Raw genomic sequence first — 21,864 nt, 5'->3', positions numbered from 1 at the left:
CCGCCTCAGCACCGAGACGGGCGGGGGCGGACGGTCATGCCGCGACGGCCGGGCGCTCGCGGCGGGCGGCGTCGAGGTCGCCGTCGGGCCGCGCCAGGACGGCCTCCCAGTCGAGGCGGCCCGTCGCCTGCATCACCACGAACAGCGTGGCCACGGACAGCAGCGTGACCGCCAGCCCGGTCACGCCGTCCAGGAAGAACGTCCCGGCGAACGCGACCAAGTACACCAGCTGCGCCCCGCCGACCTCGACGAGCGCGAACCGGAGCCCGGCCACCAGCCGCACGTACGACACCACCAACCCGACGCTCACGACCGACGCGATCGTCATCGCCGCGCCGACCGAGACGACGTCGACGAGGTAGGCCAGCAGGAGGTGGAACGCGAAGCACGCCGCGCCCAGGAAAAAGTAGTGCATCGGGTGGAGGCGGACGCCGCGCAACACGGACAGCACGAACACGGCGAAGAAGAACAGGAACAGCGAGACGGGCGCGAAGAACGTGACGCGGCTCACCCACGGGCCCGGGTTCAGCCGCTGCGGCATCTCGACGCCCACGTCGGCCGAGGCCACGAGTGTGCCGTGGTCCCAGAGCAGCCGCCAGCCGGCGTCCGTCCGCTCCTTGCCCGTCGGCGACAGCGTGCCGCCGGGGAAGTCGACCTCGGAAAAGTCGGTCGTCACGGCGATGCGGACGTCCCGGGCCGTGCGGACGCCGCCCGCCGACGCGAGCGGCCGGGACTCGCCGTACTCGTCGATGACGATCTCGGGCGTGCGGGTGTCGCTGGCGAAGGCGTAGCGCCACGTCTCGACCCCTTGGGAGCCGTAGCGGACGCGGACCTCGGCGGCCTCGCCCGCCTTCAGGTCGAGGACGTGGCGGATCTCGCCGCCCTCGGCATCCACCTCGACCGATCGGCCGTCGACCTCGAGCGCGAGGTCCGAAAACACCGACGAGCCCGTCGGGAGCGGGAACGCGAACTCGAAGCGGCCGGCCTCCCCGTCGTTCTCGACGCGGTAGCGGCCGTCGACGTCGGCGGCGTAGGTGGCGTACCACATCAGCCCCTTTTTGCGGTGATCCAAGCGGAGGTCGGCGGCCACGTCGGTGGCCGCGAGCGGGACCGGCGTCCGCGTGGTCTCGGTGACGGTCTCGGCCACGGGGCGCGTGGACCCGTTGGGGTTGCCGGTCGGCTCCTGGCGCGTGACGGTCCGCGTCCGCTCGCCGAGGCGGGCGACGGTCGGGGCGCGCTGGACCTGGGGCCCGCCCCACAGCTCGCCGACGTCGCTCCAGGTGGAGGCGCCGGAGGTCTCGGTGCGGTGGACGACGGTGCCGCCCAGGATCATCCAGGCGATGGAGCAGCAGGCGAAGATGAAGGCGACGGCGAACAGGCGTTTGATCATGGGTCCGGGGGAAGGAAGGGGGGAGGAAGCGAGCCGGCGACGGCTCCAGCGGACGAGCCGGATGAGGAAGGCGACGGCCGTGACCACGCCTGCCGCGAGCGCGAGGACCACGGCGACGAGCGCGAGGGCGACCATGGCGGTCAGGCGGCCAGCCCGCCGAAGCGGCGCTGGCGCGTGCGGAAGTCGGCCACGGCGTCGGCGAGCGTGTCGCCGGTGACGTCGGGCCACGGGGTGTCGAGGAAGCGGAGCTCGGCGTAGGCGCTCTCCCACAGGAGGAAGTCGCTCAGCCGCTGCTCGCCGCCCGTGCGGACCAGCAGGTCGACCGGCCCGGCCGGCGACCCGTCGGGGTGGAGCGCCGCCGCGAGGGCAGACTCGAAGGCGTCGGCCATCGGCGCCTCGCCGGATCCCGCCAGCCGGGCGGCGGCCTGGCGGATGGCCCACCGCGCCGAGTAGTCGACGGCGACGCGGAGCCACAGACGGTGGCCGCCGCGCGTCTCCCACTCAGCCCGGGCCGCGGCATTCCGCAGCGTGCTCGGCAGCCGGTCCCGCCGCCCGATGAGCTGCAAGCGGACGCCTGCCCGCTTCAGCCGCGCCGTCTCGGACCGGAGGTAGCCGCCGAGCAGGCCCATCAGCGCCGCCACCTCGGAGGCCGGCCGCGACCAGTTGTCGGCCGAGAAGGCGTACACGGTCAGCGTGCCGACGCCGTGCTCGGGCGCGGCCTCGACGACGCGGCGGAGCGCCTCGGCGCCCGCGCGGTGGCCGGCGGCCCGGGGCAGCCCGCGCCGTGTGGCCCAGCGGCCGTTGCCGTCCATGACGCAGGCGACGTGGAGACCGACCGGAGGGCAGAGAGTTCTTTGCATGACAAAGTATTGAGACGTGTGGCGGCCCGAGATCGGACCAGGGTCAGGCGGCGGCGACCGCCGCCGGTGGGCTTACGACGGGCGAGCGGCTTCGATGACCGCCTCCATCGCGTCGAGGTAGGCCACGAGCGCGGCCCGGCCGGCGTCGGTCAGCGAGTACTCCGTGAGCGGCGTCCGGTCGGCGAACGACTTGGTGACGGCGAGGTAGCCGGCGTCCTCCAGCTTGCGGGCGTGGACGGAGAGGTTGCCGTCGGTCAGGTCGAGGACCGTCTTGAGGTCGGTGAACGACGTCGTGCCGCCAGCCGCGAGCGCGCTCAGGATGCCCAGCCGCACGCGCTGGTGGACGACCGGGTCGAGGTCGGGCACGCTCGGCGCCGGCCGCGACGTGCGTCGCTTGGAGGAGGATCGGAGGGCCATCGGAGGGGGGAGTCTGGAGGCGGCGTCAGCCGCCGTGGCGGCGGGCGATCAGGGCGCCGAACACGAGGTGGAGCCCGCCGAAGCCGGCGCCCATGAACACGTTGCCCCAGGCCGCCGGCGCCAGCAGTGCGAGCGCGCCGGTCAGCATGAACAGCGTTCCCATGAGCGGGACCAGGCGGACCGAGAACATCCCGGCCGAGGCCACGCCGGCACCGTAGAGCAGGAGCCACAGGCCGGGCAGCAGCCGGTAGCTGGCGACCGCGTCCGCCGCGCCGCCGCGCGCGAAATACTCGCCCGTCGCGCCCACCTCGTAGGCGTAGACGGCCAGCGTCAGCGCGACGCCGACCAAGAGCGCCGGCAGCAGCCCGAGCAGGAACTTCCGGCCCTGCCCGCTCAGTAGCGGCGCCCCGCCCTTCCGCGCCTTCGCCGCCGTCGCCCACGCCCCGATCACCAGGCCGACGAGTGCCTCGGCTGTCCACACCGTGAGCCACTCGCTCACGGTCGGCTGGCGGCTCGCGACGGCCGCGGCGACGACGGCCGTGGCGCCCATCGCGACGCCGCCCCAGCCGGGGACGGCCGTGAAGGTGCCCGTCCGTGCCATCGTCTCGCGGATAAAGCGCAGGCTGGACGCCGCCGCCGCGTCGTGGGCGACGGCCGGCTCGTGGCGGCGGAGGGCGGGGCGGTCGGAGGGCATGGACACGGGGTCTTTGCGATCCAAAGTAGACTGTTCACTTTGCGATGTCAAGTGCTTCGTCGCTTTTCTCGGGGCGCGTTCTCAGAGCCCAACGGTCCGCTTCCGCTCGGGCCCCCGATGGAGTGGAAGTGGGGCCGTCGTGTACTCCCGCACCCTGTCATCCTGAAGGCCATGGGCGCCGGTCCTGCGGGCCCGGAAGCTCGGCGTTGAGGTCCTCCACCGCGTCCTGGATGTGTCGCATCCCGCTTGCGGGGACAGAGATGGGGCTCCGCGTTTGGAGGAGGTCGAGTGTGCGGTAGCCCTTGGTGTGGGAGTCCGGCCGGGTCGCCGTGTACCTTCGCGGCCCCTCCCCTCTCGTCCCATGCGTCGCCTCGTCCTGTTCGCCGCTTTTGCCGTCGCCCTTCCCGTCCTCGCCCAGCCGGTGGCCCTCGACGCCCGCATCGAGCGAGCCGTGGCCGAGGTCGCGCCGCGCGTGGTCGAGTACCGGCGGCACGTCCACCAGAACCCCGAGCTGTCGAACCGCGAGACCGAGACGGCGGCCTTCGTCGCGCGCCACCTCCGTGGGCTCGGCATCGACGTCCGCACGGGCGTCGCGCGGACGGGCGTCGTGGGCACGCTCCGCGGCGGCCGGCCCGGCCCGACCGTCGCCCTCCGGGCCGACATGGACGCGCTCCCGGTGACGGAGCAGGTCGACCTCCCGTTCGCCTCGACCGCCCGGGCCGTCTACAACGGGCTCGACGTGGGCGTGATGCACGCCTGCGGCCACGACGCCCACGTGGGCATCCTGATGGGCGTGGCCGAGGTCCTGGCCGCGATGCGCGACGACCTACCGGGCACGGTCGTGTTCCTGTTCCAGCCCGCCGAGGAGGGCGCGCCGGCGGGCGAGGCCCCGGCCGGCGCCGAGCAGATGGTGGCCGAGGACGCGCTCGCCGGCGTCGACGGCGTGTTCGGGCTCCACGTCACGAGCCAGTACGAGGTCGGCGAGCTGGTGACGCGGCCGGGCGGGATGATGGCCTCGGCCGACGACCTCCGCATCGTGGTCCACGGGAAGCAGACGCACGGGGCGATGCCGTGGGGCGGCGTCGACCCGATCTCTACGTCCGCCCTGATCGTCACCGGGCTCCAGACGATCGTGAGCCGCCAGGTCGACCTTACCCAGTCGCCGGCCGTCGTCACCATCGGGCGGATCGACGGCGGCGTCCGGTCCAACATCGTCCCGGACTCGGTCCTGATGGTCGGCACGATCCGCTCGCTCGACGCCGACGTCCGCGCCGAGCTCCACGCCCGCATCCGGCGGACCGTCACGTCGATCGCCGAGAGCCAGGGGGCCACGGCCGAGGTCGCCATCGCGGGCGAGTACGGCTACCCCGTGACGTCGAACGACCCCACCTTGCTCGACCGGATGGCGCCGACGCTCCGGGCCGTGGCCGGCGACGGGCTCGACCTCGACGCCACGCCGGTCCTGGGCGCCGAGGACTTCTCGTACTTCGCCAACGAGGTGCCCGGCCTGTTCCTCTGGCTCGGCATCCGGACGCCCGGCGCCAGCGACCAGGCGTTCCCCGCGAACCACTCGCCGCTCTTCCGGATCGACGAGGACGCCTTGCCGCTCGGCGTCCGCGCGCTCACCCAGTTGGCGGTCGACTTTTTAGAGGGCGAGGGCTGAGGCCGTCGGCCCTCGCCGCACGGGTTCGGGCGGTCCTCCACGAGAGATGCGCGCGTGGGTCATCCGAACTGCACGGCGGCCCGGCGCGTGACGCTCTAGGTTCGGCGCGCGGCTAGGGGAAGGTCCCCGGCCCCCCGACGCCCCGTGCGCATCCTTCCTCTCCTCGCCGTCCTGCTGGCGGCACCCGCCTACGCCCAGGGCGTCGCGAGCGGCGTGGTCACCGACGCCGCGACCGGCGAGGTCCTGATCGGCGCCAGCGTCTACGCCCCGGCGCTCGGCGCGGGCACGGCCACCAACGCCTACGGCTTCTTCAGCTTGCCGCTCCCGGCCGACTCGGTCCGGCTCCGCGTGTCGTACGTCGGCTACGTCGCCCGGGACACCGTCGTGGATGCCCGGGCCGACGTCCGGCTCGACGTGGCCTTGGTGGCCGAGGGCGCGCTCGGCGAGGTCGTGGTCGAGGCCGACGACGACGGCGTGGGCGCCCGGCCCGAGGCGACCCCCCAGATGGGCCAGACGGCGCTCTCGGGGAGAGACGTCCAGGGGTTGCCGGCGCTGTTGGGCGAGGCCGACGTGCTGAAGGCCGTCCAGCTCTTGCCCGGCGTCAGGGGCGGGGCCGAGGGGACGGCCGGGATTTACGTCCGCGGCGGGAGCCCGGACCAGACGCTGATCCTGCTCGACGGCGTCCCGGTCTACAACGCGAACCACCTCTTCGGCTTCCTGTCCACGTTCAACGGCGACGCCGTGAGCCGGGTCGAGCTGACGAAGGGGGCGTACCCGGCCCGGTTCGGCGGACGGCTCGGGTCGGTCTTGGACGTCCGCTTGCGGGACGGCAACCTGGAGGAGGTCGGGGGCCAGGGCCAGGTCGGCATCCTGTCGTCGCGGCTCCTGGTCGAGGGCCCCGTCGTGCCGGGCAAGGCGTCGTTCCTGGTCTCGGGCCGGCGGACCTACATCGACGTCGTGGCCAAGCCCTTCATCGACGCGGCCCAGCGCGACAGCGACGAGCAGGTGGACCCGACGGCCTACTTCTACGACCTCAACGCCAAGCTCAACTGGCGGCCGTCCGAGCGCGACCGGGTCTACCTCAGCCTGTACGGCGGCGCCGACGTGTTCGGGTTCGAGATGGTCGAGCCGCGCGAGACCTGCTCCGACTCCGGCTGCACGCCGACCGGCGTCGAGGACGTGTCGGGCGGCGGTCTCGACTGGGGCAACCTGACCGGCTCGCTCCGCTACACGCGCGAGCTGTCGCCGCGCGCGTTCGCCGCCGTCACGCTGACCGCGAGCGACTACCGCTTCGACGTCGGGGCCGACGTCCAAGAGGACCGGGGCGGGCCGGACGAGACCATCGCCCGCGTCCGCTACACGTCGGGCATCCGCGACGTGGCCGCCCGGCTCGACGTGGACCTCGCCGCGAGCCAGGCCCACACGGTCCGCGTGGGCGCCGGGGCGACGGTCCACCGCTTTACGCCGGGCGCGCTGTCGCTGACCGGCGAGATCGCGCGCGAGGGCATCGCCATCGACACGCTCTTGGGCTCCGACCGGACACTCGGCGCCGACCTCGTGGTCTATGCCGAGGACGAGTGGCGCGTCTCGGACCGGCTCCAGCTCGGGCTCGGGCTCCACGGCGCCGTCTACACGACGGGCGGCTACACCTACCCGTCGCTCGAGCCGCGCGCGTCGGCCGCGTTCCAGCTCCGCGACCGGCTGGCGCTGAAGGCGAGCGCGGCCATCACCCAGCAGCCGCTCCACCTGCTCACGACCGGCGCCGGCGTCGGCCTGCCCGCCGACCTGTGGGTCCCCGCCGACTCCATCGGACCCCAGCGCGGGACGCAGGTGGCCGTCGGGCTGGCTGGCTCGTCGCCGTCCGGGCGGACGACGTGGACGCTGGAGGGCTACTGGCGCGACATGCGCGGGCTGGTCGCCTACCGCGAGGGCGCCGCCTTCACGACGCCCTTCGACGACTGGCAAGAGCTCGTCGTCACCGGCGACGGGACGAGCCGCGGGCTCGAGCTGTTCGTCCAGCACCGGACGGACCGCCTGACGACGTGGCTCGGCTACACACTCGCCAAGACCGACCGCCAGTTCGACGCGCTCAATGGCGGCGAGCGGTTCCCCTTCCGCTACGACCGCCGCCACGACGTCTCGGCCGTCGCGCTCTACCAGCTCTCGCGCGCGTTCGACGTCTCGGCCGCCTTCGTCTACGGGACCGGCGACGCGGTCACGCTGCCCGTCGCGGCCTACGAGGGCACCCGGTTCGGGTTCGCCTCGGTCGACGACTGGGTCGACGGCCGCTCCACCGACGAGACGGCGGTCTACGGGCCGCGCAACGGGTTCCGCCTGCCGGCCTACGTCCGCCTCGACCTCGGCGCGACGTGGTACTTCCGGCGCGGCCCGCGCCCGCACGCGCTGTCGCTCAACGTGTACAACGCGACAAACCAGAAGAACCCGTTCCTCACCACGTTCGATTCGGAGTACGACTTCGAGACGCGCCAGCGGCGTCAGAAGCTCGTCGGCGTGGCCCTGTTCCCCGTCCTGCCGACGCTGTCGTACCAGTTCTCGTTTTGAGGTGAGACCGACCCTCCTCCCTTGAGGGAGGTGGCCGCGCCAGCGGACGGAGGGCGTGACCTCCGGCCGACACCGAGGGGTCACCCCCACCCGCTGGCGCGGGAGCCCCCCGGAGGGGGCCAGGAAGATTCTGACCCACCGCCTACGCCTCTCCATGCGCTTGCTTTCCTTCGCCCTGCTGGCGGCCGTCGCTGCCGGCTGCGACTTCACCCCGACGCTCGACATCGAGACGCCAGCGTACCAGGACGGCCTGGTCCTCCGCTCGATCCTCGCCGCCGACTCGGTGGCGACGGTCTGGGTGGGCGAGAGCTGGAACCCGTACGAGGGGCGACCCATCGACGACGGCTCGGGTCCCGAGTTGATCGAGGCCGACGTCTCGCTCTTCCGCGACGGCCAGCTCGTCGAGCGGCTCACGGCCCGGCGGGACTCGTGCGTCGACCTGGACCAGCCGCCGGTGCCCGAGGGGGGCGAGGTCTTGCTCGTCCCGTGCGGGCCATACGTCGGGACGGTCCCGGTCGAGGCCGGCGGGACCTACACGGTCCGCGCTGAGGTCGAGGGCCGGACGCCCGTCGAGGGGACCACGACCGTCCCCCGCCGGCCGACGGTCGACGTCGTCGAGGAAGAGACCTCCTCTAGCGAGAGCCGACGGTTCCGCGTCCGCATCGGCGACCCGTCCGGCGCGGGCGACCGCTACGGGCTCTCGCTCCTCCGGTCCACGTTCTCGGTCCGCAGCACGACGTGCGAGAACGGCGTCTGCACCGACTCGACGTACGTCTTCCGCACCGACGGCCGCGGGCTCACGTCGTTCGACACGAGCGACCCCGTCGTTCTGGCTGCTTCGCGCGAGATCGCCGGCAGCGGGATCTCGCTGGCCACGTTCCCCGACGACACGTTCGAGGGCCGCGACAAGACGTTCACGATCACGCCGAGCCCCAACTACGTCCGCGAGGACACCGACGGGCCGCTCACGATCCAGATCGCCACGCTGGCCGACGACGTCTACGACATCTACCAGATCGTGGCCTTCTCGGGCGGCGACGACAACCCGTTCGCCGAGCCGATCAACCTGCCGTCGAACGTCGTCGGGGGCTACGGGCTGGTGAGCGCCGTCACGCTGACGGAGGTCGCGTTCGGACCGCGCCAGCCGTAGCGCCCTCCGCTGACGGCCGGGCACAAACGACGGGGCGAGGCACGAAACGGCCGGTCCATTCGTAGAATCGCCCTCCCCCCCTGGACGCCTCCATGCCGACCTGCCCCCGCTGCGCCCTCGTCGCGCTCGCCCTCGTCGCGGCCGCCTTCACCGGCTGCGACTCGTCGAACCCCGGCCGCGACCTCGACGTCGTCGACGGGGTGTACGTCCTGGAGGCGCTCGCCTTCGACCCCGAGACGCCGAGCCTGCCCACGGCCGACATCGGCGAGCAGCTCGACGCGGACGGCACGCGGCTCGAGATTTTCGGCGCCGACGCCGAGGCCCAGATGCGGGTCCGCTACCTCGACGGCCGGGGCACCAGCCGGATCGAGCTCACCGTCGGCGCCACGCGCGGGCGGGCCACCTTCGAGGGCGAGACCCAGGACGACGTCGACAAGCTCGACGCCCTCTTCCTCCCGGCCGACTTCGTCCTGACCTACGACGCGGAGCTCGCCAACCAGCTCACGGGCACGTTCACGCGGACGGGCGTCGACCTCGAGGCGTTCGACCCGGACCTCTACCGCGGCCAGCGTAATAACCGGGGCACGGTCACGGTCACCTTCCGCCGGCTGTAGCTCGCTCCGCTCGCGGAACGGGGAAATGGGCAATGGGAACGGGCAGAGGGGACCGCTCCTCGGCCTCGCGCGCTGGACGCCGGACCTCCTATCCATGCCGGGAGAGGAGGTGTCTACGCGGCTGGTGGGATGCCCTCTGCCCGTTCCTCGTCCCCCGCTCCCTAAAAATCGACCCGGAAGCGGACGTTGATCGTGCGCGGCGTGAGCCGGGTCGGGACGGCCGTGTAGATCCGGCGGTCGTTCGAGAACTGCTCGACCCACGAGTAGCCCACGGCGTTCGTCTGGTCGAACACGTTGAGGACCTCGACGGTCGCCAGCAGCTCGAGCGGGTCGCCGGTCGGGAGGCTGGCGAGCCGGAGCCGCTTGGTGGCCCCGAGGTCGAACCGGAAGTAGCCGTCCGGGGGCCGGATCCGGTTCCGCGGCCCCTCGTCGAACACGGTGATCGAGTTGATGGACCGGTCCTCGCTGCGCGCCGGCGCCGTGTAGGGCAAGGCGGAGCCGTAGAGCGTGCGGATGTGGAGGGTCCAGGTGTCGTCGCCGGGGACGTAGTCCTGGACGAAGATGGACAGGTTGTGGCGGCGGTCGGTCGGGCGCGGGATCCAGTCGCCGCCGCCGCGCGCGGCGAACTGGTCGAGCGTCTGCTCGTCGGTGGCCTCGGGCGTGTAGAACCGCTCCCGGGTGACCAGGAACCCGTAGGTGATCCAGCTCTCGCGCCCCGGCACCAGCTCGCCGCGGAGCTGGACGTCGGCCCCAGCGGCGTAGCCCTCGGAGTCGTTCTCGGCCGAGTACACCACGCGGACGTTCTCGACGTCGTACGAGATAAGGTCCGTGTAGCGCTTGACGTAGGCCTCGGCGCGGAGCGAGAGCCGGCGGTTGGTAAAAAAGTGGTCGAGCCCGACGACGGCTTGGACCGCGCGCGGGCTGGCGATGTCGCCGTCGAGCGTGTTGAACGCCGCGACGCCGGGGTCGGGGTCGCCGCGGAGCTCGCGGTAGGTCGGCGCCTGGTGGTAGATCCCAGTCGCGGCCGAGAGCGACGTCTGGCGCGAGAGCGCGAAGCGGGCCGTCAGCCGGGGCGAGAGCGTGAGCTCGTCGTTGTAGGCGAAGTAGTCGGCGCGCACGCCGGGCGTGACCGTGAGCCGGCCGAGCGTGACGGCGTCCTCGGCCCAAGCCGCGCCTTGCCACGACGTGAACGTCGTGTCGGCCAGGACCGAGTCGGCCGTGATCGTGAGCTGGCCGCCGCCGTCGGCCTGGCCGGTGAACGTGGTGACCTCGTCGATCCGGTCGTCGAAGCTGAGCGCCCGCGCCTGCCAGCCGCCCTCGACGCCGTGGGCGCCGAGCCGGGCGAGGTAGCGGCCCTGGGCCGTCCAGATCGCCTGCTGGATCGTGTTGGAGGCCCGGTCGCGCTGGACCGTCTGGCCCTCCAAGAGCCGGTCGAGGTCGGCCTGCGAGCCCTCGGGCCGCTGCTGGCGGCGGTACAGCGTCGACCGGCTGGTGATGTCGTACGTCTCGAACTCGTCCGTCGAGAAGACGGAGACGCGGTGCTCCGCCGAGGCGTTCGCCCCGAGCCGGCTCGTGAGCAGGAGCCCGCCGAAGGCGATGTCGTAGCCGTCCTCCTCGACCCCGTCGAAGTCGCGAGCGACCGTCTGGACCAGGTTCGGGTAGATGCCGAACGTCGTCTCCTGCTGGCGCGGCGCGAGCCGGAACCGGTGGCGGGCGTAGAGCCCGAGCGCGCGGACGGTGTGGCTCGGCGCGAGCCGCCAGTCGACGACGCCCTGGACGTCGCGGAAGTCGGGGTCGTAGGCGCCCTCGAGCTCCTGGCCGGCGAAGAACCGCTGCGGCCGGGCCGAGCGCGCGGCGACGGCCAGCCCCAGCCGCTCGCCGAGCGCGCCGCCGACCTGGACGCCAGCGTCGAGGGTCGAGGCGTAGGCGGTCCCGCTCGGGACGCCCTCGGGCGCCGCGTACGCCGCGTCCAACACCGACGCCAGCTTGCCGCCGTAGCGGACCGGGAACCCGCCGGCAAAGAGGGTCATCCGGCTCGTCAGGTCGCCGTTGATGAGCCCCAACCCCTCCTGCTCGCCCTGGCTGATCCGCAACGGCCGGTAGATCTCGAAGCCGTCGATAAAGAACTGGTTCTCGTCGTAGTTCCCGCCCCGCACCGAGTAGCTGTTCGACGTCTCGTTCGACGACGACACGCCCAGCTCGACCTTGACGCCCCGCATCGCGTCGGCCATCGGCATCGGCATGTCGCGGACGACCTTCGGGTCGATCCGGCTCACGCCCACGTCCTGGGGCACCGCGTCGGCGTCGACGGCCACGTCGCCGAGGTCGCCGACGGCCGGGGTCAGCACGGCGTCGAACCGGGTCGCCGTGCCGCGCCGGACCACGACCGTGTCACGGACGATCCCGTAGCCGACGAACGAGACGCGGATGGGGTACGTCCCCTCGGGGATGGGCAGGGCGTAGCGGCCCTCGCGGTCGGTGTTGGTCCCGAACGAGGTGCCCTCGACCAGGACCGACGCGCCCGCGACCCCGCCGGCGCCGGCCTCGGTCACGCGACCGGTGATCTCGCCCCAGACCTGGGCGTGGGCGGCGGGCGCCGCCAGCAGGACGAGGAGGGCGCCCGCGAGACGCCGGGAGAGACTGCGCATATACCGTCGGGGCACGGGGGTGCCGGGGAACGAGCGGGGACGGTACCAGAGGCGGATAGGCGCGGTCGCGGGGGCCGGCAAAGATAGCCCGCCCGGTGGTCGGCCAGGGTGCAGTTTGCGTGGCCCCCAGCCGTCCCGGCCGGCCGCTCCGCCTGTAGCGCCGAGCGCGTTATCATCGGCCACCCCGTCCGCCCCCGGTTGTGCGTCGCCGCCTGCTCCCGTACGTCCCGCCGATCCTCCTGGCCGTCATCGCGGTGGCCCAGTTCGCGGTCGCCAAGACCACGCCGCTGACCGCGTGGAAGCTGGGCGGCTTCGGCATGTTCTCCACCTCGAACCACCCGGTCTCCCGCGTCCTCCGGGTTGCCGTCGAGACCGACGAGGGCGTCTTCGTCGTGCCCGACGCTCCCGGACCGACGAACACGCTGACGTGGCCGCGCCGCCCAGCCCTCAGGCAGGTGGCTCGGGAGGCCGCGTGTGGGCGCTGGCGCTTCGTCCCGCTCGACTCGCTCGAGACGGCCATCTTCCCCTCGCCATCGTGGGCCCCGTTCTACCGGTCGCCACCCGCCCGGGAGCAGACCGAGTTCGCCGGGTTCGCCGTGCCTGCGGACCCGGCGAGCGAGGACCCCGGTGCCGGCGTCCGCTCGGCCCGGGCCTCGGTCGTCTGGATCCGCCTCGACACCGGCGGGGACCGCTCGGTGCTCAGGCCGGCCCCGGTCGCTGCGGAGACGGTCACGCCGGCCGAGGCCGGGTGCCCCCCGGTGCCGTGACCGACGCGCTCGCAGACCCTCGACCGGAGGGCCGCGTGCGTCGCGGGCTCGACGCGCTCTGGGCGTGGCTGGACCCGCTCCTCGCCCCCGAGCGCCGGATCGACCTGGTGGGCGGCGTGACGCTCCTGGTCCTGCTCTTGGCCAGCGAGGAGACGTGGGTGATGCAGATCGGCGTGGTCTCGCTCGCGGCGGCGGCCGTCGTCGACCCCCGGCTGCTCCGGCACGCGGCGTACTGGTTCGCCGTGCTGGCGGTCTACGTCGTCGGGGTCGCGAACGTGGTCCTGCTGATCGACAACCACGAGTTCTTGCTCGGGTACTGGCTCCTGGCCCTCGCGCTCTCGCGGCTCCAGCCGGACCCCAACGCGAGCCTGGCCACGAGCGCGAAGTGGCTGACCGGGCTCGCGTTCGCGTTCGCGACGCTCTGGAAGGTGACGACGCCGGAGTACGTGGACGGCGACATGTTCCACACGATGCTCCTGTTCGAGCGGCGGTTCGCGGGCGTCGCCTCGATGGTCAGCTCCCTGACGTTCGCCGAGACCCTCCAGAACTTCCAGCTCAACGAGACGCTCCGGTCCATCGGCGACGGGGCCGTCTCGGTCCCGGTGTACGACGCCCCGGGCGTCCGGGCGACGGCCCTGGTCATGACGTGGTGGACGGTCCTGATCGAGGGGCTGGTCGCCGTGTGCTTCCTCGCGCCCGTCCGGGCGGCGGTGGGGCGGGCGCGGCACGTCGCCCTGCTCGTCTTCCTGGGGACGACCTACGTGCTGGCGCCGGTGATGGGGTTCGGCTGGCTCCTGATCGCGATGGCGATGGCCCAGGCGCCCATCGAGAGGCACCGGTTGTTCCTCCCGGCGTACGCGGCGGCCTTCGTCCTCGTCCTCGCCCGGGCGACCGCCCCGCTCGGCCGGATCTTCGAGATCCTGTTTCCGGGTCTGTTCTGAGCCCGCGCGGAGGGCCGGTACCTTGCGGCATGGCCCGGTTCCCGCTCCGCCTCGCCCGCTCCGCCGCCGCCCACATCCGCGACGCCATCGCGCGGCGGACGGCGCCGCCGGCCGTGATGGCGGTCTGCGAGGAGGGGCTGACGCGGCTGCCGCCGGGCGCGCTCGCCCACCTCCACGAGCGCGGCGTCGGGGCCGAGCGCGCCGAGGTGCCGGGCGTGCTGGTCGTCGCCGGCGACCCGGGCGGCGGCGTGGCCGTCGTCGGGACGGACGTGCCGGAGGCCCACGCCGACATCGAAGCCGTGCTCGCGGGGGCCGAGGTCGAGGTGGTCCGCCGCGCGCCCTTCTACGTCATCCGCCGGCGGGCTACCGAGCCGTCCGAACCGTGAAGTCGTCGCCGGGCGTCGGCGTGCCGTCGGGGGCCATCGTCACGACGACGACGCGGGCGTCGGGCGCGAGCCGGGCGAGGTGCTCGGGGATGCCGAGCCGGCCCTGGCTGTGGAAGCTCCCGTTGAGGTGGACGACGAGCGCGCCGGGGTGGGCGTCGAGCGTCTCGGCGATCCGCCACGCCATCGTCGCGTCGCGCAAGTTCTGGGCTGCCAGCATCCCCTCGACCGTCGGGCCGGCGCCGTGGGGCATCCCGCCCATGAGGTCGGTGAAGTTGGCGGCCAGCGCGTCGGACGGCGGGGCGACGGTCGGCGGGAGCCACGCCCGGGCCTCCTCGCTCAGGCTGTCGAGCACGGCGAGGCCGCCGCGCCGCGAGACCAGGCTCACGTAGCGCGCGGGCGCGTTCGCGGCCACGACGGGCCGCCCCTGCGCGCGCATCGTCTCGACGAGCGGGCGGTAGTCGGCGTCGTAGTTCGACCAGGGCCGGCCGGCGGCGAGCCAGTCGCGCTCGCGGACCAGCCCGGCGAGGTACTCGTCCAGGACCGTCTGGACGTCGGTCTCGACCATCTCGAGCGCCAGCACGACCGGGCGGTCGAGCGCGACGAGGGCCTGGAGGATCTGCCGCTGGACGGCGTGGCCGGTCGAGTCGTCGTGCTGCTCGCCGAGGAAGACCACGTCGGCCGTGGCCGCTGCCTCGACCACGGCGTCGAGCGTCGTCGACTGGCCGTTCGCGTCGAGGACGGACGGCTGGGCGCGGGGCGCCAGCGCGACCGTGGCGATCAGCATTGCGAGGGGGAGCCGCATCGGGGCCGGCACCAGAGCCGAGTGCGTGTGGGTGTATGGGCGGAGGGGGTGTGGGAGGAGCCCCAGCGGAGCGGAATCGCCACTCCCGCACTCCCAGGCCCCCACACCATCCTGAACTCCGCTCTAGTCGTCCGAGCCGGCGTCGGTCGCGCCGCTCGTCTTCCGCTTCGAGCGGCGGCGCTTGCGCTTGGGCTTGTCCTCGGCCTCCGGCTGGCGGTTGCCGTCCCGGTCGTCGTCGCGCGCATCGGCACGGGGCGCGTCGGCGGAGGACTCGTCGTCCCGGGCGTCGGCGTGGGGGGCGTCCTCGCGGTCGTCGGGCTGATTGTCCGAGGCGTCGTCCTCGTCGCGGCGTCGGCGACTCCGCCCACCTCGGTCGTCGTCGTCGCGGCGGCGGCGCCCGCCGCGGCCCTCGCGCTCCTCCTTCGCCTCGCGCTGGCGGACGTCGTACTCGCTCTCGGAGCGGTCCATGGCCGGCCCGCGCGTGCCCGCGTGGAGCGAGCGCTGGTACGCCTCGTCCAGGAGCATCGCCAGCACCTCCGGCTCGCCCTCCTCGACGAGCTGGCGGGCGACGGCCACGAACCGTTGCTGCCGCTCGCGCTCCAAGTTCGAGCGGTCCCGCATCCGGTCCTCCAAGAGGTTCGTCAGCCGCTGGCCGACGCGGCTCGCGAGCTCCTGCTCGGTCGGGAGCTCGATCTCTTCGAGCGGGATGTCGTACTTCCGCGCGATCTGGCGGAGCGTCGGCATGTCGGTCGCCGTCGTGATGGCGAGGGACACGCCGGCCTTGCCCGCTCGGGCCGTCCGGCCCGAGCGGTGGACGTAGTACTCGCGGTCCTGGGGGATGTCGTACTGGAACACGTGGCTCAAGTCCTCGACGTCGATCCCGCGCGCGGCCACGTCCGTCGCCACCAAGAACCGGAGGTCGCCGTCGCGCAACCGCTTCATCGTCTTCTCCCGGGCCTTCTGCGTCAGGTCCGACGAGATGCCGGCCGCGTCGTAGCCGTAGTTGTTGAGGAACGTGGCGAGGTACTCGACCTCGCGCCGCGTGTTGGCGAAGATGATGGCCGAGGTCGGGTTCTCCCACGCGATCAGCGTCGCCAGCGCCCGGTCCTTCTCCATCGGGTGGACCTGGACGGCCCGGTGCGTCATCAGCTCGACGTGGATCTGGCCGCCGGCCGTCGCCAGGAACACGGGGTCTTCGAGGAACTCCTGCCCGATCCGCTGGACCTGGAACGGCATCGTCGCCGAGAACATGTACGAGTCGCGCTCGCGCGGGAGGTACCGCCGGACCTTGATCATGTCGGGGAAGAACCCCATCGAGAGCATCTCGTCGGCCTCGTCCAGGACGATGGTCCGCAAGTTGTCGAGCTTGAGCGTGCCCCGCGCCAGGTGGTCGAGCACGCGGCCCGGCGTCCCGACGACGAGCTGGGCGCCCTTGTTGAACGCCTCGATCTGGGGCCCGTAGCCGACGCCGCCGTAGACGGGGATCGCGCCCAGCCGCTCGTCCTCGGAGAGCCCGGCGTTCATCCGCTCGAACTCGGCGTGGATCTGGCTCGCGAGCTCGCGCGTCGGGCAGAGCACGAGCGCCTGGGTCGTCTTCTCGCGCGCGTCGAGCTTTTCGAGGAGCGGGAGGAGGAAGGCGCCCGTCTTGCCGGAGCCGGTCCGGCTCTGGACGATAAGGTCGCGGCCCTCCAGGATGTAGGGGATGGCCTCGGCCTGGACCGGCATCAGCGCCGGCCACCCGAGCGCGCGGACGCCGGCCTGGAGCCGCTCGGGGAGGCCGTCGATGCCGACGGCGTCGACCGTCTCGTCGGGGGCGTCGAACGGCGTTTCGAGCTGGCGCTCGGCCTTGGCCTCGTTCTGGGCCTTCTGGGTCAGGTCGAAGACGGCTTTGAATGCCATGTCGGTCGGGGGGTGGAGGGGGCCGCCCGGGTCTCGTCTCCTCCCGACCGGCGTCGCAGGCGCGGGCACTCGGCTCCGCGCGGACGCGGAACGCCCGCGTCTGCTGGAGACTACGCATCCGGCCCGGCGGCCGGGCGTTCGCGCCTGCTCTTCCGGCAGAGTTCTCTCCGCGAGGGCGACGCCAGGTTGCTCGTAGGTCGACCCCCCGCTCCCGCGGCCATCGCTCCGCTCCGTGCAGCAAGAGCTGTCCCCCTTCGAGGGGGACAGGCCGTCCGCCCGCTGAGCGGAGCGAGGGGCGGACGGCCAGGGGGTCCGCTCGCGAGCCACGTGTCCCGACACGAGACCAGCGTCCATGCAGACGTTCAGACGGGCCGGCGTCGCTCGCGCCGGGCAGAGACGTTACGTTGTCCGCCTCCCACCACGACACGGCATGGCGGACACGACCCTGGCCGAGGAGACGACGGCGCTCCTCGACGCGCTCGGACGCGGGGAGCCCCCGTCGGGCGCCCTCTTCGAACGGCTCTACAGCGACCTCCGGCGGATCGCCGAGCACCAGCGCGCCCGCTGGGTCGGCGACGACACCCTGAACACGACGGCGCTCGTCCACGAAGCGTACCTCAAGATCGAGGGGGCCTCGGTCGAGAACCGGGCCCACCTGCTCGCGGTCGCCTCGCGCGCGATGCGCCAGGTCCTCGTCAGCTACGGCGAGGCCCGCAAGGCCCAGAAGCGCGGCGGCGGCGCGGCCCACACCGAGCTCAACGACGAGCTCGTCGGGGCGCCGCTGACCGAGGCCCAGGCCGACCGCGCGGCGCTCGTCGAGGACGCCCTCCGCCGGCTCGAGGCGGCCGACCCGCGCGCGGCGCGCGTCGTCGAGTGCCGCTTTTTCGGCGGGCTCTCGGTCGCCGAGACGGCCCAGGCCCTCGACGTCTCGGAGGCGACCGTCGCCCGGTCGTGGCGGGCCGCCCGGGCCTGGCTCTACGGCGAGCTCCAGGGCGAGATGACCGGCGTGCTCGGGGACGACGAGGAGGAGTAGACGGCGCACGGTGCGGGTGTCCCCTCCGCCCTCGGGTGACAGCCGGGCCGTCGGGGCGCCGTATTCGGGGTAGTCCCACCCCGCCATGTCGCCCCACCGCTGGCACGCCATCGAGGCCCTCTTCTCGCGCGCCGTCGAGCTCGACTCGGCCGCGCGGTCCCTCTTCCTCGATGTCGCCTGCCGCACGCCGGACGACGCGCCCGACGCCGACCTCCGGCGCGAGGTCGAGCGGCTGCTGGCCCTCGACCCCGACGCTCAGGCGTTCTTCGGCCCCGACGAGCTGCCGTCGGGCGCGTAGGCCGCGGCCAGCGCTCACCTCGGCCGGCTACAGCCCGATGGTCACGCGCAGGCCCGCGACGGCCTCTCCGGTGGGAGCCCGGAGCGCGGAGGGCGCGACCCGGACCCGGCGAGTGGCGAAGGCGCTCGAGACCCCGACCGCCGTCAGCACCCCGACTCCGCCGCCGACGAGAGCCGGGAGGAAGTTGTAGTCGACGTCCGGGGTCGCCAGATACCCCACGCCGCCCACGACCACGCCGACCAGCCCCCCCACGATCACGCCGACGGGCACCCCGATCACCGCGTCCACCAGGACGTCCCTGAACGGGGGGTTCATGTCGTACGAGTCAGCGATGAAGACGACGCCGGTCGCCACGCCGACGGGGTAGGCGAGGACCAGGAGCGCGGCGCCGGCCGGCGTGTCGTACCACGTCGGGGTCAGGAAGTAGGTCCCGACGATGCTGCCAACGCCGAGGACGCCTCCGACCGCCGTCATCAGCGCGCGTGACGCGGCCGGTGGAGGGTCGACCCGTTCCTGCGCACGGGCGGACGTGACGAGCAGAACGGTGAGCAAGAAGGTGCGCATCGAGGGAGGAAAAGCAGGGCCCGCTATCCTACCCGTGGCCGACGGACGGCTGCCTGATGCAGACGCACCACCCGGCCGCGCGAGGGCCGAGGTCGGCGCGACGGCGTCGGGACCACAGGGCTCTCCCAAACGCCGACGGGCGGACGACGAGGTCTCCCCCACCGTCCGCCCGTCGGCAGCCTGCGGTCGAGGCCGCTACTTCAGCACCACCAGCGACCGCGTCGCCGCCACGCCGTTCGAGACGACGCGGTAGAGGTAGGTCCCGCTCTGGAGCGCGCGGGCGTCCAAGACGGCCTCGTGCCAGCCCGCGGTCTGCGGCCCGTCAACGAGAACCTGGACGCGGCGGCCGAGCGCGTCGAACACCTCGAGCCGCACCGGCGCCGCCGTCGGCACGGCGTAGCGGATCCGGGTCGACACGCCAGCCGGGTTCGGGTAGTTGCCGGCCAACGTCAGCGCGTCCGGCACGGCCGTCTCTTCCGAGGCGGTCGCCTGCGCGGGGGTCACGGTGAGCGTCGCGGCGGCGGTGGTCGCCGTCCTGTCGCCGGCCGTGGCTCGCACGCGGTGGTGCATCGTCGCCGACGTGCCGGCCGGGAGGCCGAGCGCGTCGTAGGCCGAGGCGAAGACGGTGACCGGCACGTCGAGGCCCAGCATCTCGGTCGCCACGACGTCCGCGGTCGCCTCCATCCCCCCGGTCGCGTCCGAGGCGGAGGCGTCGATCGTGACCAGGAGCGTCCCGAAGGTCGAGTCGGCCGAGAGCTCCCAGGCGTACTCGAACGCCGCGCCGTCGCCGTCGACGTCGGTGGCCGCCGGCCACTCGACGCGGAACGTCTGCGTCGAGTCCGACGAGAGGTCCACCCAGTTGCCCTTGGTGCCCACCGTCGGCGCCGGGGCGTCGGAGGCGTAGCGCGGGGCGTCGGCGACGGGCTGGACGACGACGGTGAAGGTCGTCGCCGTTTCGTGGTCGCCGTCCGAGACGGTGACCGTCACCTGAGCGCTCCCGTGGGCGTCGGCGACCGGCGTGACGGCCAGCGTGCGCGCGCCGCCGGTGCCGCCGAGGACGAGCCCGGAGGCTCCGATGAGGGTCGAGTCGCTCGACACCGCGCGGACGGCGAGGTCCGCCGCGGCGGTCTCGGTGTCGTCGACGGAGAAGGGGACCGGCTGGGAGCTCTCGTCTTCGAGGATCGAGAGAGCGGGCAGCTCCGAGATCGTCGGGGCGCCGTTGACGGCGGCGATCGAGATCGTGAACGTCTGCGGCGCGCTCTCGTGGACCCCGCCGTTGGCCGTGCCGCCGTCGTCGTAGGCCACGACGGTGAGGGTGGCCGTGCCGGAGGCGTCCGGGGCGGGCTCGAACTCGAGCGCGCCGTTCGGATACACCCACGGGTCGAGCGCGAACAGGGCGGGGTTGTCGACCGTGACGTGGAAGGCGACGTCCTGCCAGGCCTCGTTGGCCGGGCCGGCGGAGATCGCCGTGGCCCAGTCCATCACCACCTGCGCCCCGGCGTTCTCCTGAACGGTTTGGTTCGCTCCCTTCGCGAACGTCGGCGCGTCGTTGACGGCGGTGAGGTGGACCGTCACCGTCATCTCGGCCGTCGAGGTCCCGTCACCGACCTCGATGACGAAGCTGTCGACGTCGCTGCCGTTGACGTCGGCGGCGGCGCTGTACGCCAAGCCCGTCGGCGTGACGGCGGTCGACCCGCCGGCCGCGAGCGACACCGGGAACCCGTTCAGCGTCCCGCTCGACGGGGCCGTCTTGACGGTCCACGTGAGCGTCTCGCCAGTGTCGTCGGCCGCGGCCAGGATGTCGTCCAGGCCGAAGGCCGAGACGTCCTCGAGCGCGGTGAACGACCCGGTGGGGCCCTCGGCGAAGACCGGCGCCGGGTTGACGGTCGCCGTGAGCTGAGCGCTCGTCGCGGCCGTCAGCGCGCCCGACGACGCCTGGAGGTTGAACGTCTCGTCGCTCCCGCCGGAGGCCGTGTACGTCGCCTGGAAGGTGGTGAACGTGGCCACGCCGGCTGATGGCGTGAGGGTGACCGTCGCGGCGTTTCCGTCGGTGTCGCCCGTGGCCGCCATCGTCGCGCTGCCGGCGCCGTTGACCTCGGCCAGGGTGATGTCGGTCGAGTATCCGGTGTCGACGGTCCCGTCATCGTCGACGGCCTGGACGACGGGGACCGTCGAGAAGTTGGTCAGCGCGCCCGAGGCCACGGTCGTGGGCGCCGGCTCGGTCGAGAAGGCGAGGGCCGTCGCGACGACGTCGGACGTGACGGCGTTCATGTCGGCCGCCGCGAGGTCGCTGCCGACGCCGGCCTGGTCGTCGACCGTGAGCGTGAACGACTCCTGGTCGGCGGTGGCCGTGTAGATCAGGCCCGCGAACGCCGCGCGGCCGTGGACGGCCGCGACGGCGGTGGCGCCCGAGATCGCGCCGGCGCTGGCCTCGGTGAGCGTGAGCGTCTCGGCGAAGTCGTCGTCGACGTTGCCGAAGGCGTCCTGGGCCTCGACGGCCGGCTGGCCCACGAGGGCGACCCCGGAGACGCTGCCGCCGGGCTGGTGCGTGACCACCAGGACCGACGCCTCGACGGCGACCGTGGCCGTGTTCGTCACGGGGTCCGTGGGCCCCATCTGGGTGCCGGCGCCGTCCACGACGAGGTCGGTGTCGCCGTCGACGCTGAAGGAGACGGTGACGTTGTCGGCCAGGCCCACGCTGCTGCTCCAGTAAGCGTCGACGGTGTAGGTCTCGGACGTGCCGTCGGCGACCGAGATCGTGAGGCCGGAGAACGTGTAGGTGTGGGCACCACCGTCGTACACGCCGACGACGTCCGTGGCGTCGGGACCGCTGAGACGGACGACCAGCTTGCCGCGGTCCGCATCGGAGATCGAGCCCGCGGAGTGGACGACGATCTGGGACACGTCCATCGCGGCGTTGTCAGAGGCGCCGCCGTCGGTGAGAGTGAAGTCGAAGACGGCGACGGCCTCCCCTACCGTGTCGACGGTCGTCGCGACCTCAACGGCTCCGACGCTGCCGGCCTTCAGGTCGCCGTCCGAGTCCGCGACGGGCGTGCTGGAGGGGAACGTGGCGGCGCTCGCGACGGCCGGCATCAGGAGGGCGAGCGCCCCGAGGACGCGCGCGAGCGGCACGCGGTGGAGAGTCGAAAGGGACATGGGGGTCGGGCAGCGCGCTG

General features: G+C 73.1%; 18 protein-coding genes. 9 read left to right on the top strand and 9 right to left on the bottom strand.

What is annotated here, in order from left to right; genetic code table 11:
• Nucleotides 1-34: 34 nt before the first annotated feature.
• From ACOOHE_RS02130 to ACOOHE_RS02115, 4 genes are all read right to left on the bottom strand, one after another.
• Nucleotides 35-1,525 carry an inner membrane CreD family protein gene (locus ACOOHE_RS02130; RefSeq protein WP_420456151.1) on the bottom strand — a complete coding sequence of 497 codons (1,491 nt, stop codon included), beginning with the start codon at nt 1,523-1,525 and terminating at the stop codon, nt 35-37.
• Nucleotides 1,526-1,530: 5 nt separating this feature from the next.
• Nucleotides 1,531-2,250, bottom strand: a complete 720-nt coding sequence (gene uppS / locus ACOOHE_RS02125) for a polyprenyl diphosphate synthase (RefSeq protein WP_420456150.1) — start codon at nt 2,248-2,250, stop codon at nt 1,531-1,533.
• 72 nt (nt 2,251-2,322) lie between these two features.
• Entirely contained in the window at nt 2,323-2,616 is a 294-nt protein-coding gene (locus tag ACOOHE_RS02120) for a winged helix-turn-helix domain-containing protein (protein ID WP_420456149.1), read from the bottom strand.
• 76 nt (nt 2,617-2,692) lie between these two features.
• A complete protein-coding gene (locus tag ACOOHE_RS02115; RefSeq protein WP_420456148.1) occupies nt 2,693-3,361 on the bottom strand; it encodes a hypothetical protein in 669 nt (222 codons plus the stop codon).
• A 361-nt stretch (nt 3,362-3,722) separates the two neighbouring features.
• Here ACOOHE_RS02115 and ACOOHE_RS02110 point away from each other — a divergent pair, with 361 nt between their 5' ends.
• The 4 genes from ACOOHE_RS02110 (at nt 3,723) to ACOOHE_RS02095 (ending at nt 9,350) form a co-directional block, all read left to right on the top strand.
• Nucleotides 3,723-5,024: an amidohydrolase gene (locus ACOOHE_RS02110; RefSeq protein WP_420456147.1), complete on the top strand. Its 1,302-nt coding sequence runs from the start codon at nt 3,723-3,725 to the stop codon at nt 5,022-5,024.
• A 144-nt stretch (nt 5,025-5,168) separates the two neighbouring features.
• On the top strand, nt 5,169-7,586 hold the full coding sequence (locus ACOOHE_RS02105) for a TonB-dependent receptor (protein ID WP_420456146.1): 2,418 nt from the start codon (nt 5,169-5,171) through the stop codon (nt 7,584-7,586).
• A 154-nt stretch (nt 7,587-7,740) separates the two neighbouring features.
• Entirely contained in the window at nt 7,741-8,736 is a 996-nt protein-coding gene (locus ACOOHE_RS02100) for a DUF4249 family protein (RefSeq protein ID WP_420456145.1), read from the top strand.
• A 92-nt stretch (nt 8,737-8,828) separates the two neighbouring features.
• Nucleotides 8,829-9,350, top strand: coding sequence for a hypothetical protein (locus ACOOHE_RS02095; protein ID WP_420456144.1), 522 nt, complete (start codon nt 8,829-8,831; stop codon nt 9,348-9,350).
• A gap of 161 nt (nt 9,351-9,511) precedes the next feature.
• Here the strand turns inward: ACOOHE_RS02095 and ACOOHE_RS02090 are convergent, their stop codons facing one another.
• Nucleotides 9,512-11,998: a TonB-dependent receptor gene (locus ACOOHE_RS02090; protein WP_420456143.1), complete on the bottom strand. Its 2,487-nt coding sequence runs from the start codon at nt 11,996-11,998 to the stop codon at nt 9,512-9,514.
• 200 nt (nt 11,999-12,198) lie between these two features.
• On the opposite strand from ACOOHE_RS02090, the gene ACOOHE_RS02085 reads away from it, so the two are divergent.
• The 3 genes from ACOOHE_RS02085 to ACOOHE_RS02075 are packed head-to-tail and all read left to right on the top strand — an operon-like array spanning nt 12,199 to nt 14,092.
• Entirely contained in the window at nt 12,199-12,765 is a 567-nt protein-coding gene (locus tag ACOOHE_RS02085) for a hypothetical protein (RefSeq protein ID WP_420456142.1), read from the top strand.
• A gap of 35 nt (nt 12,766-12,800) precedes the next feature.
• Nucleotides 12,801-13,706 carry a hypothetical protein gene (locus tag ACOOHE_RS02080; RefSeq protein ID WP_420456141.1) on the top strand — a complete coding sequence of 302 codons (906 nt, stop codon included), beginning with the start codon at nt 12,801-12,803 and terminating at the stop codon, nt 13,704-13,706.
• Nucleotides 13,707-13,735: 29 nt separating this feature from the next.
• Nucleotides 13,736-14,092 carry a hypothetical protein gene (locus ACOOHE_RS02075; RefSeq protein ID WP_420456140.1) on the top strand — a complete coding sequence of 119 codons (357 nt, stop codon included), beginning with the start codon at nt 13,736-13,738 and terminating at the stop codon, nt 14,090-14,092.
• Here the strand turns inward: ACOOHE_RS02075 and ACOOHE_RS02070 are convergent.
• The gene (locus ACOOHE_RS02070) at nt 14,070-14,894 is read right to left on the bottom strand and encodes a ChaN family lipoprotein (RefSeq protein ID WP_420456139.1); all 825 of its coding nucleotides are present in this window, start codon (nt 14,892-14,894) and stop codon (nt 14,070-14,072) included. The two genes, ACOOHE_RS02075 and ACOOHE_RS02070, sit on opposite strands and share 23 nt — an antisense overlap.
• A 123-nt stretch (nt 14,895-15,017) precedes the next feature.
• On the bottom strand, nt 15,018-16,793 hold the full coding sequence (locus ACOOHE_RS02065) for a DEAD/DEAH box helicase (RefSeq protein ID WP_420456138.1): 1,776 nt from the start codon (nt 16,791-16,793) through the stop codon (nt 15,018-15,020).
• 430 nt (nt 16,794-17,223) lie between these two features.
• Between ACOOHE_RS02065 and ACOOHE_RS02060 the strand changes: the two genes are divergently transcribed.
• Both ACOOHE_RS02060 and ACOOHE_RS02055 read left to right on the top strand, forming a co-directional pair.
• Nucleotides 17,224-17,826 carry an ECF-type sigma factor gene (locus ACOOHE_RS02060; RefSeq protein ID WP_420456137.1) on the top strand — a complete coding sequence of 201 codons (603 nt, stop codon included), beginning with the start codon at nt 17,224-17,226 and terminating at the stop codon, nt 17,824-17,826.
• An 85-nt stretch (nt 17,827-17,911) separates the two neighbouring features.
• Nucleotides 17,912-18,124 (top strand): hypothetical protein, encoded by a 213-nt coding sequence (locus ACOOHE_RS02055; protein WP_420456136.1) that lies wholly within the window; start codon nt 17,912-17,914, stop codon nt 18,122-18,124.
• Between the two features lie 27 nt (nt 18,125-18,151).
• On the opposite strand, the gene ACOOHE_RS02050 is transcribed toward ACOOHE_RS02055, so the two are convergent.
• Both ACOOHE_RS02050 and ACOOHE_RS02045 read right to left on the bottom strand, forming a co-directional pair.
• Nucleotides 18,152-18,598, bottom strand: a complete 447-nt coding sequence (locus ACOOHE_RS02050) for a hypothetical protein (protein ID WP_420456135.1) — start codon at nt 18,596-18,598, stop codon at nt 18,152-18,154.
• A gap of 285 nt (nt 18,599-18,883) precedes the next feature.
• On the bottom strand, nt 18,884-21,844 hold the full coding sequence (locus tag ACOOHE_RS02045) for a T9SS type A sorting domain-containing protein (RefSeq protein WP_420456134.1): 2,961 nt from the start codon (nt 21,842-21,844) through the stop codon (nt 18,884-18,886).
• Nucleotides 21,845-21,864 lie beyond the last annotated feature (20 nt).

Source organism: Rubrivirga sp., from assembly GCF_965213695.1.
Taxonomy (GTDB): Bacteria; Bacteroidota; Rhodothermia; order Rhodothermales; family Rubricoccaceae; genus Rubrivirga.
This window is presented reverse-complemented; position numbering and strand designations above follow the sequence as displayed.

Bases quoted from the DNA above. Each gene is read 5' to 3' on its own strand.
- ACOOHE_RS02065 (WP_420456138.1), bottom strand. From the start codon at position 16,793: ATGGCATTCAAAGCCGTCTTCGACCTGACCCAGAAGGCCCAGAACGAG.
- ACOOHE_RS02055 (WP_420456136.1), top strand. From the start codon at position 17,912: ATGTCGCCCCACCGCTGGCACGCCATCGAGGCCCTCTTCTCGCGCGCC.
- ACOOHE_RS02115 (WP_420456148.1), bottom strand. From the start codon at position 3,361: ATGCCCTCCGACCGCCCCGCCCTCCGCCGCCACGAGCCGGCCGTCGCC.
- ACOOHE_RS02110 (WP_420456147.1), top strand. From the start codon at position 3,723: ATGCGTCGCCTCGTCCTGTTCGCCGCTTTTGCCGTCGCCCTTCCCGTC.
- ACOOHE_RS02100 (WP_420456145.1), top strand. From the start codon at position 7,741: ATGCGCTTGCTTTCCTTCGCCCTGCTGGCGGCCGTCGCTGCCGGCTGC.
- ACOOHE_RS02130 (WP_420456151.1), bottom strand. From the start codon at position 1,525: ATGGTCGCCCTCGCGCTCGTCGCCGTGGTCCTCGCGCTCGCGGCAGGC.
- ACOOHE_RS02045 (WP_420456134.1), bottom strand. From the start codon at position 21,844: ATGTCCCTTTCGACTCTCCACCGCGTGCCGCTCGCGCGCGTCCTCGGG.
- ACOOHE_RS02075 (WP_420456140.1), top strand. From the start codon at position 13,736: ATGGCCCGGTTCCCGCTCCGCCTCGCCCGCTCCGCCGCCGCCCACATC.
- uppS (WP_420456150.1), bottom strand. From the start codon at position 2,250: ATGCAAAGAACTCTCTGCCCTCCGGTCGGTCTCCACGTCGCCTGCGTC.
- ACOOHE_RS02070 (WP_420456139.1), bottom strand. From the start codon at position 14,894: ATGCGGCTCCCCCTCGCAATGCTGATCGCCACGGTCGCGCTGGCGCCC.
- ACOOHE_RS02050 (WP_420456135.1), bottom strand. From the start codon at position 18,598: ATGACGGCGGTCGGAGGCGTCCTCGGCGTTGGCAGCATCGTCGGGACC.
- ACOOHE_RS02090 (WP_420456143.1), bottom strand. From the start codon at position 11,998: ATGCGCAGTCTCTCCCGGCGTCTCGCGGGCGCCCTCCTCGTCCTGCTG.
- ACOOHE_RS02095 (WP_420456144.1), top strand. From the start codon at position 8,829: ATGCCGACCTGCCCCCGCTGCGCCCTCGTCGCGCTCGCCCTCGTCGCG.
- ACOOHE_RS02060 (WP_420456137.1), top strand. From the start codon at position 17,224: ATGGCGGACACGACCCTGGCCGAGGAGACGACGGCGCTCCTCGACGCG.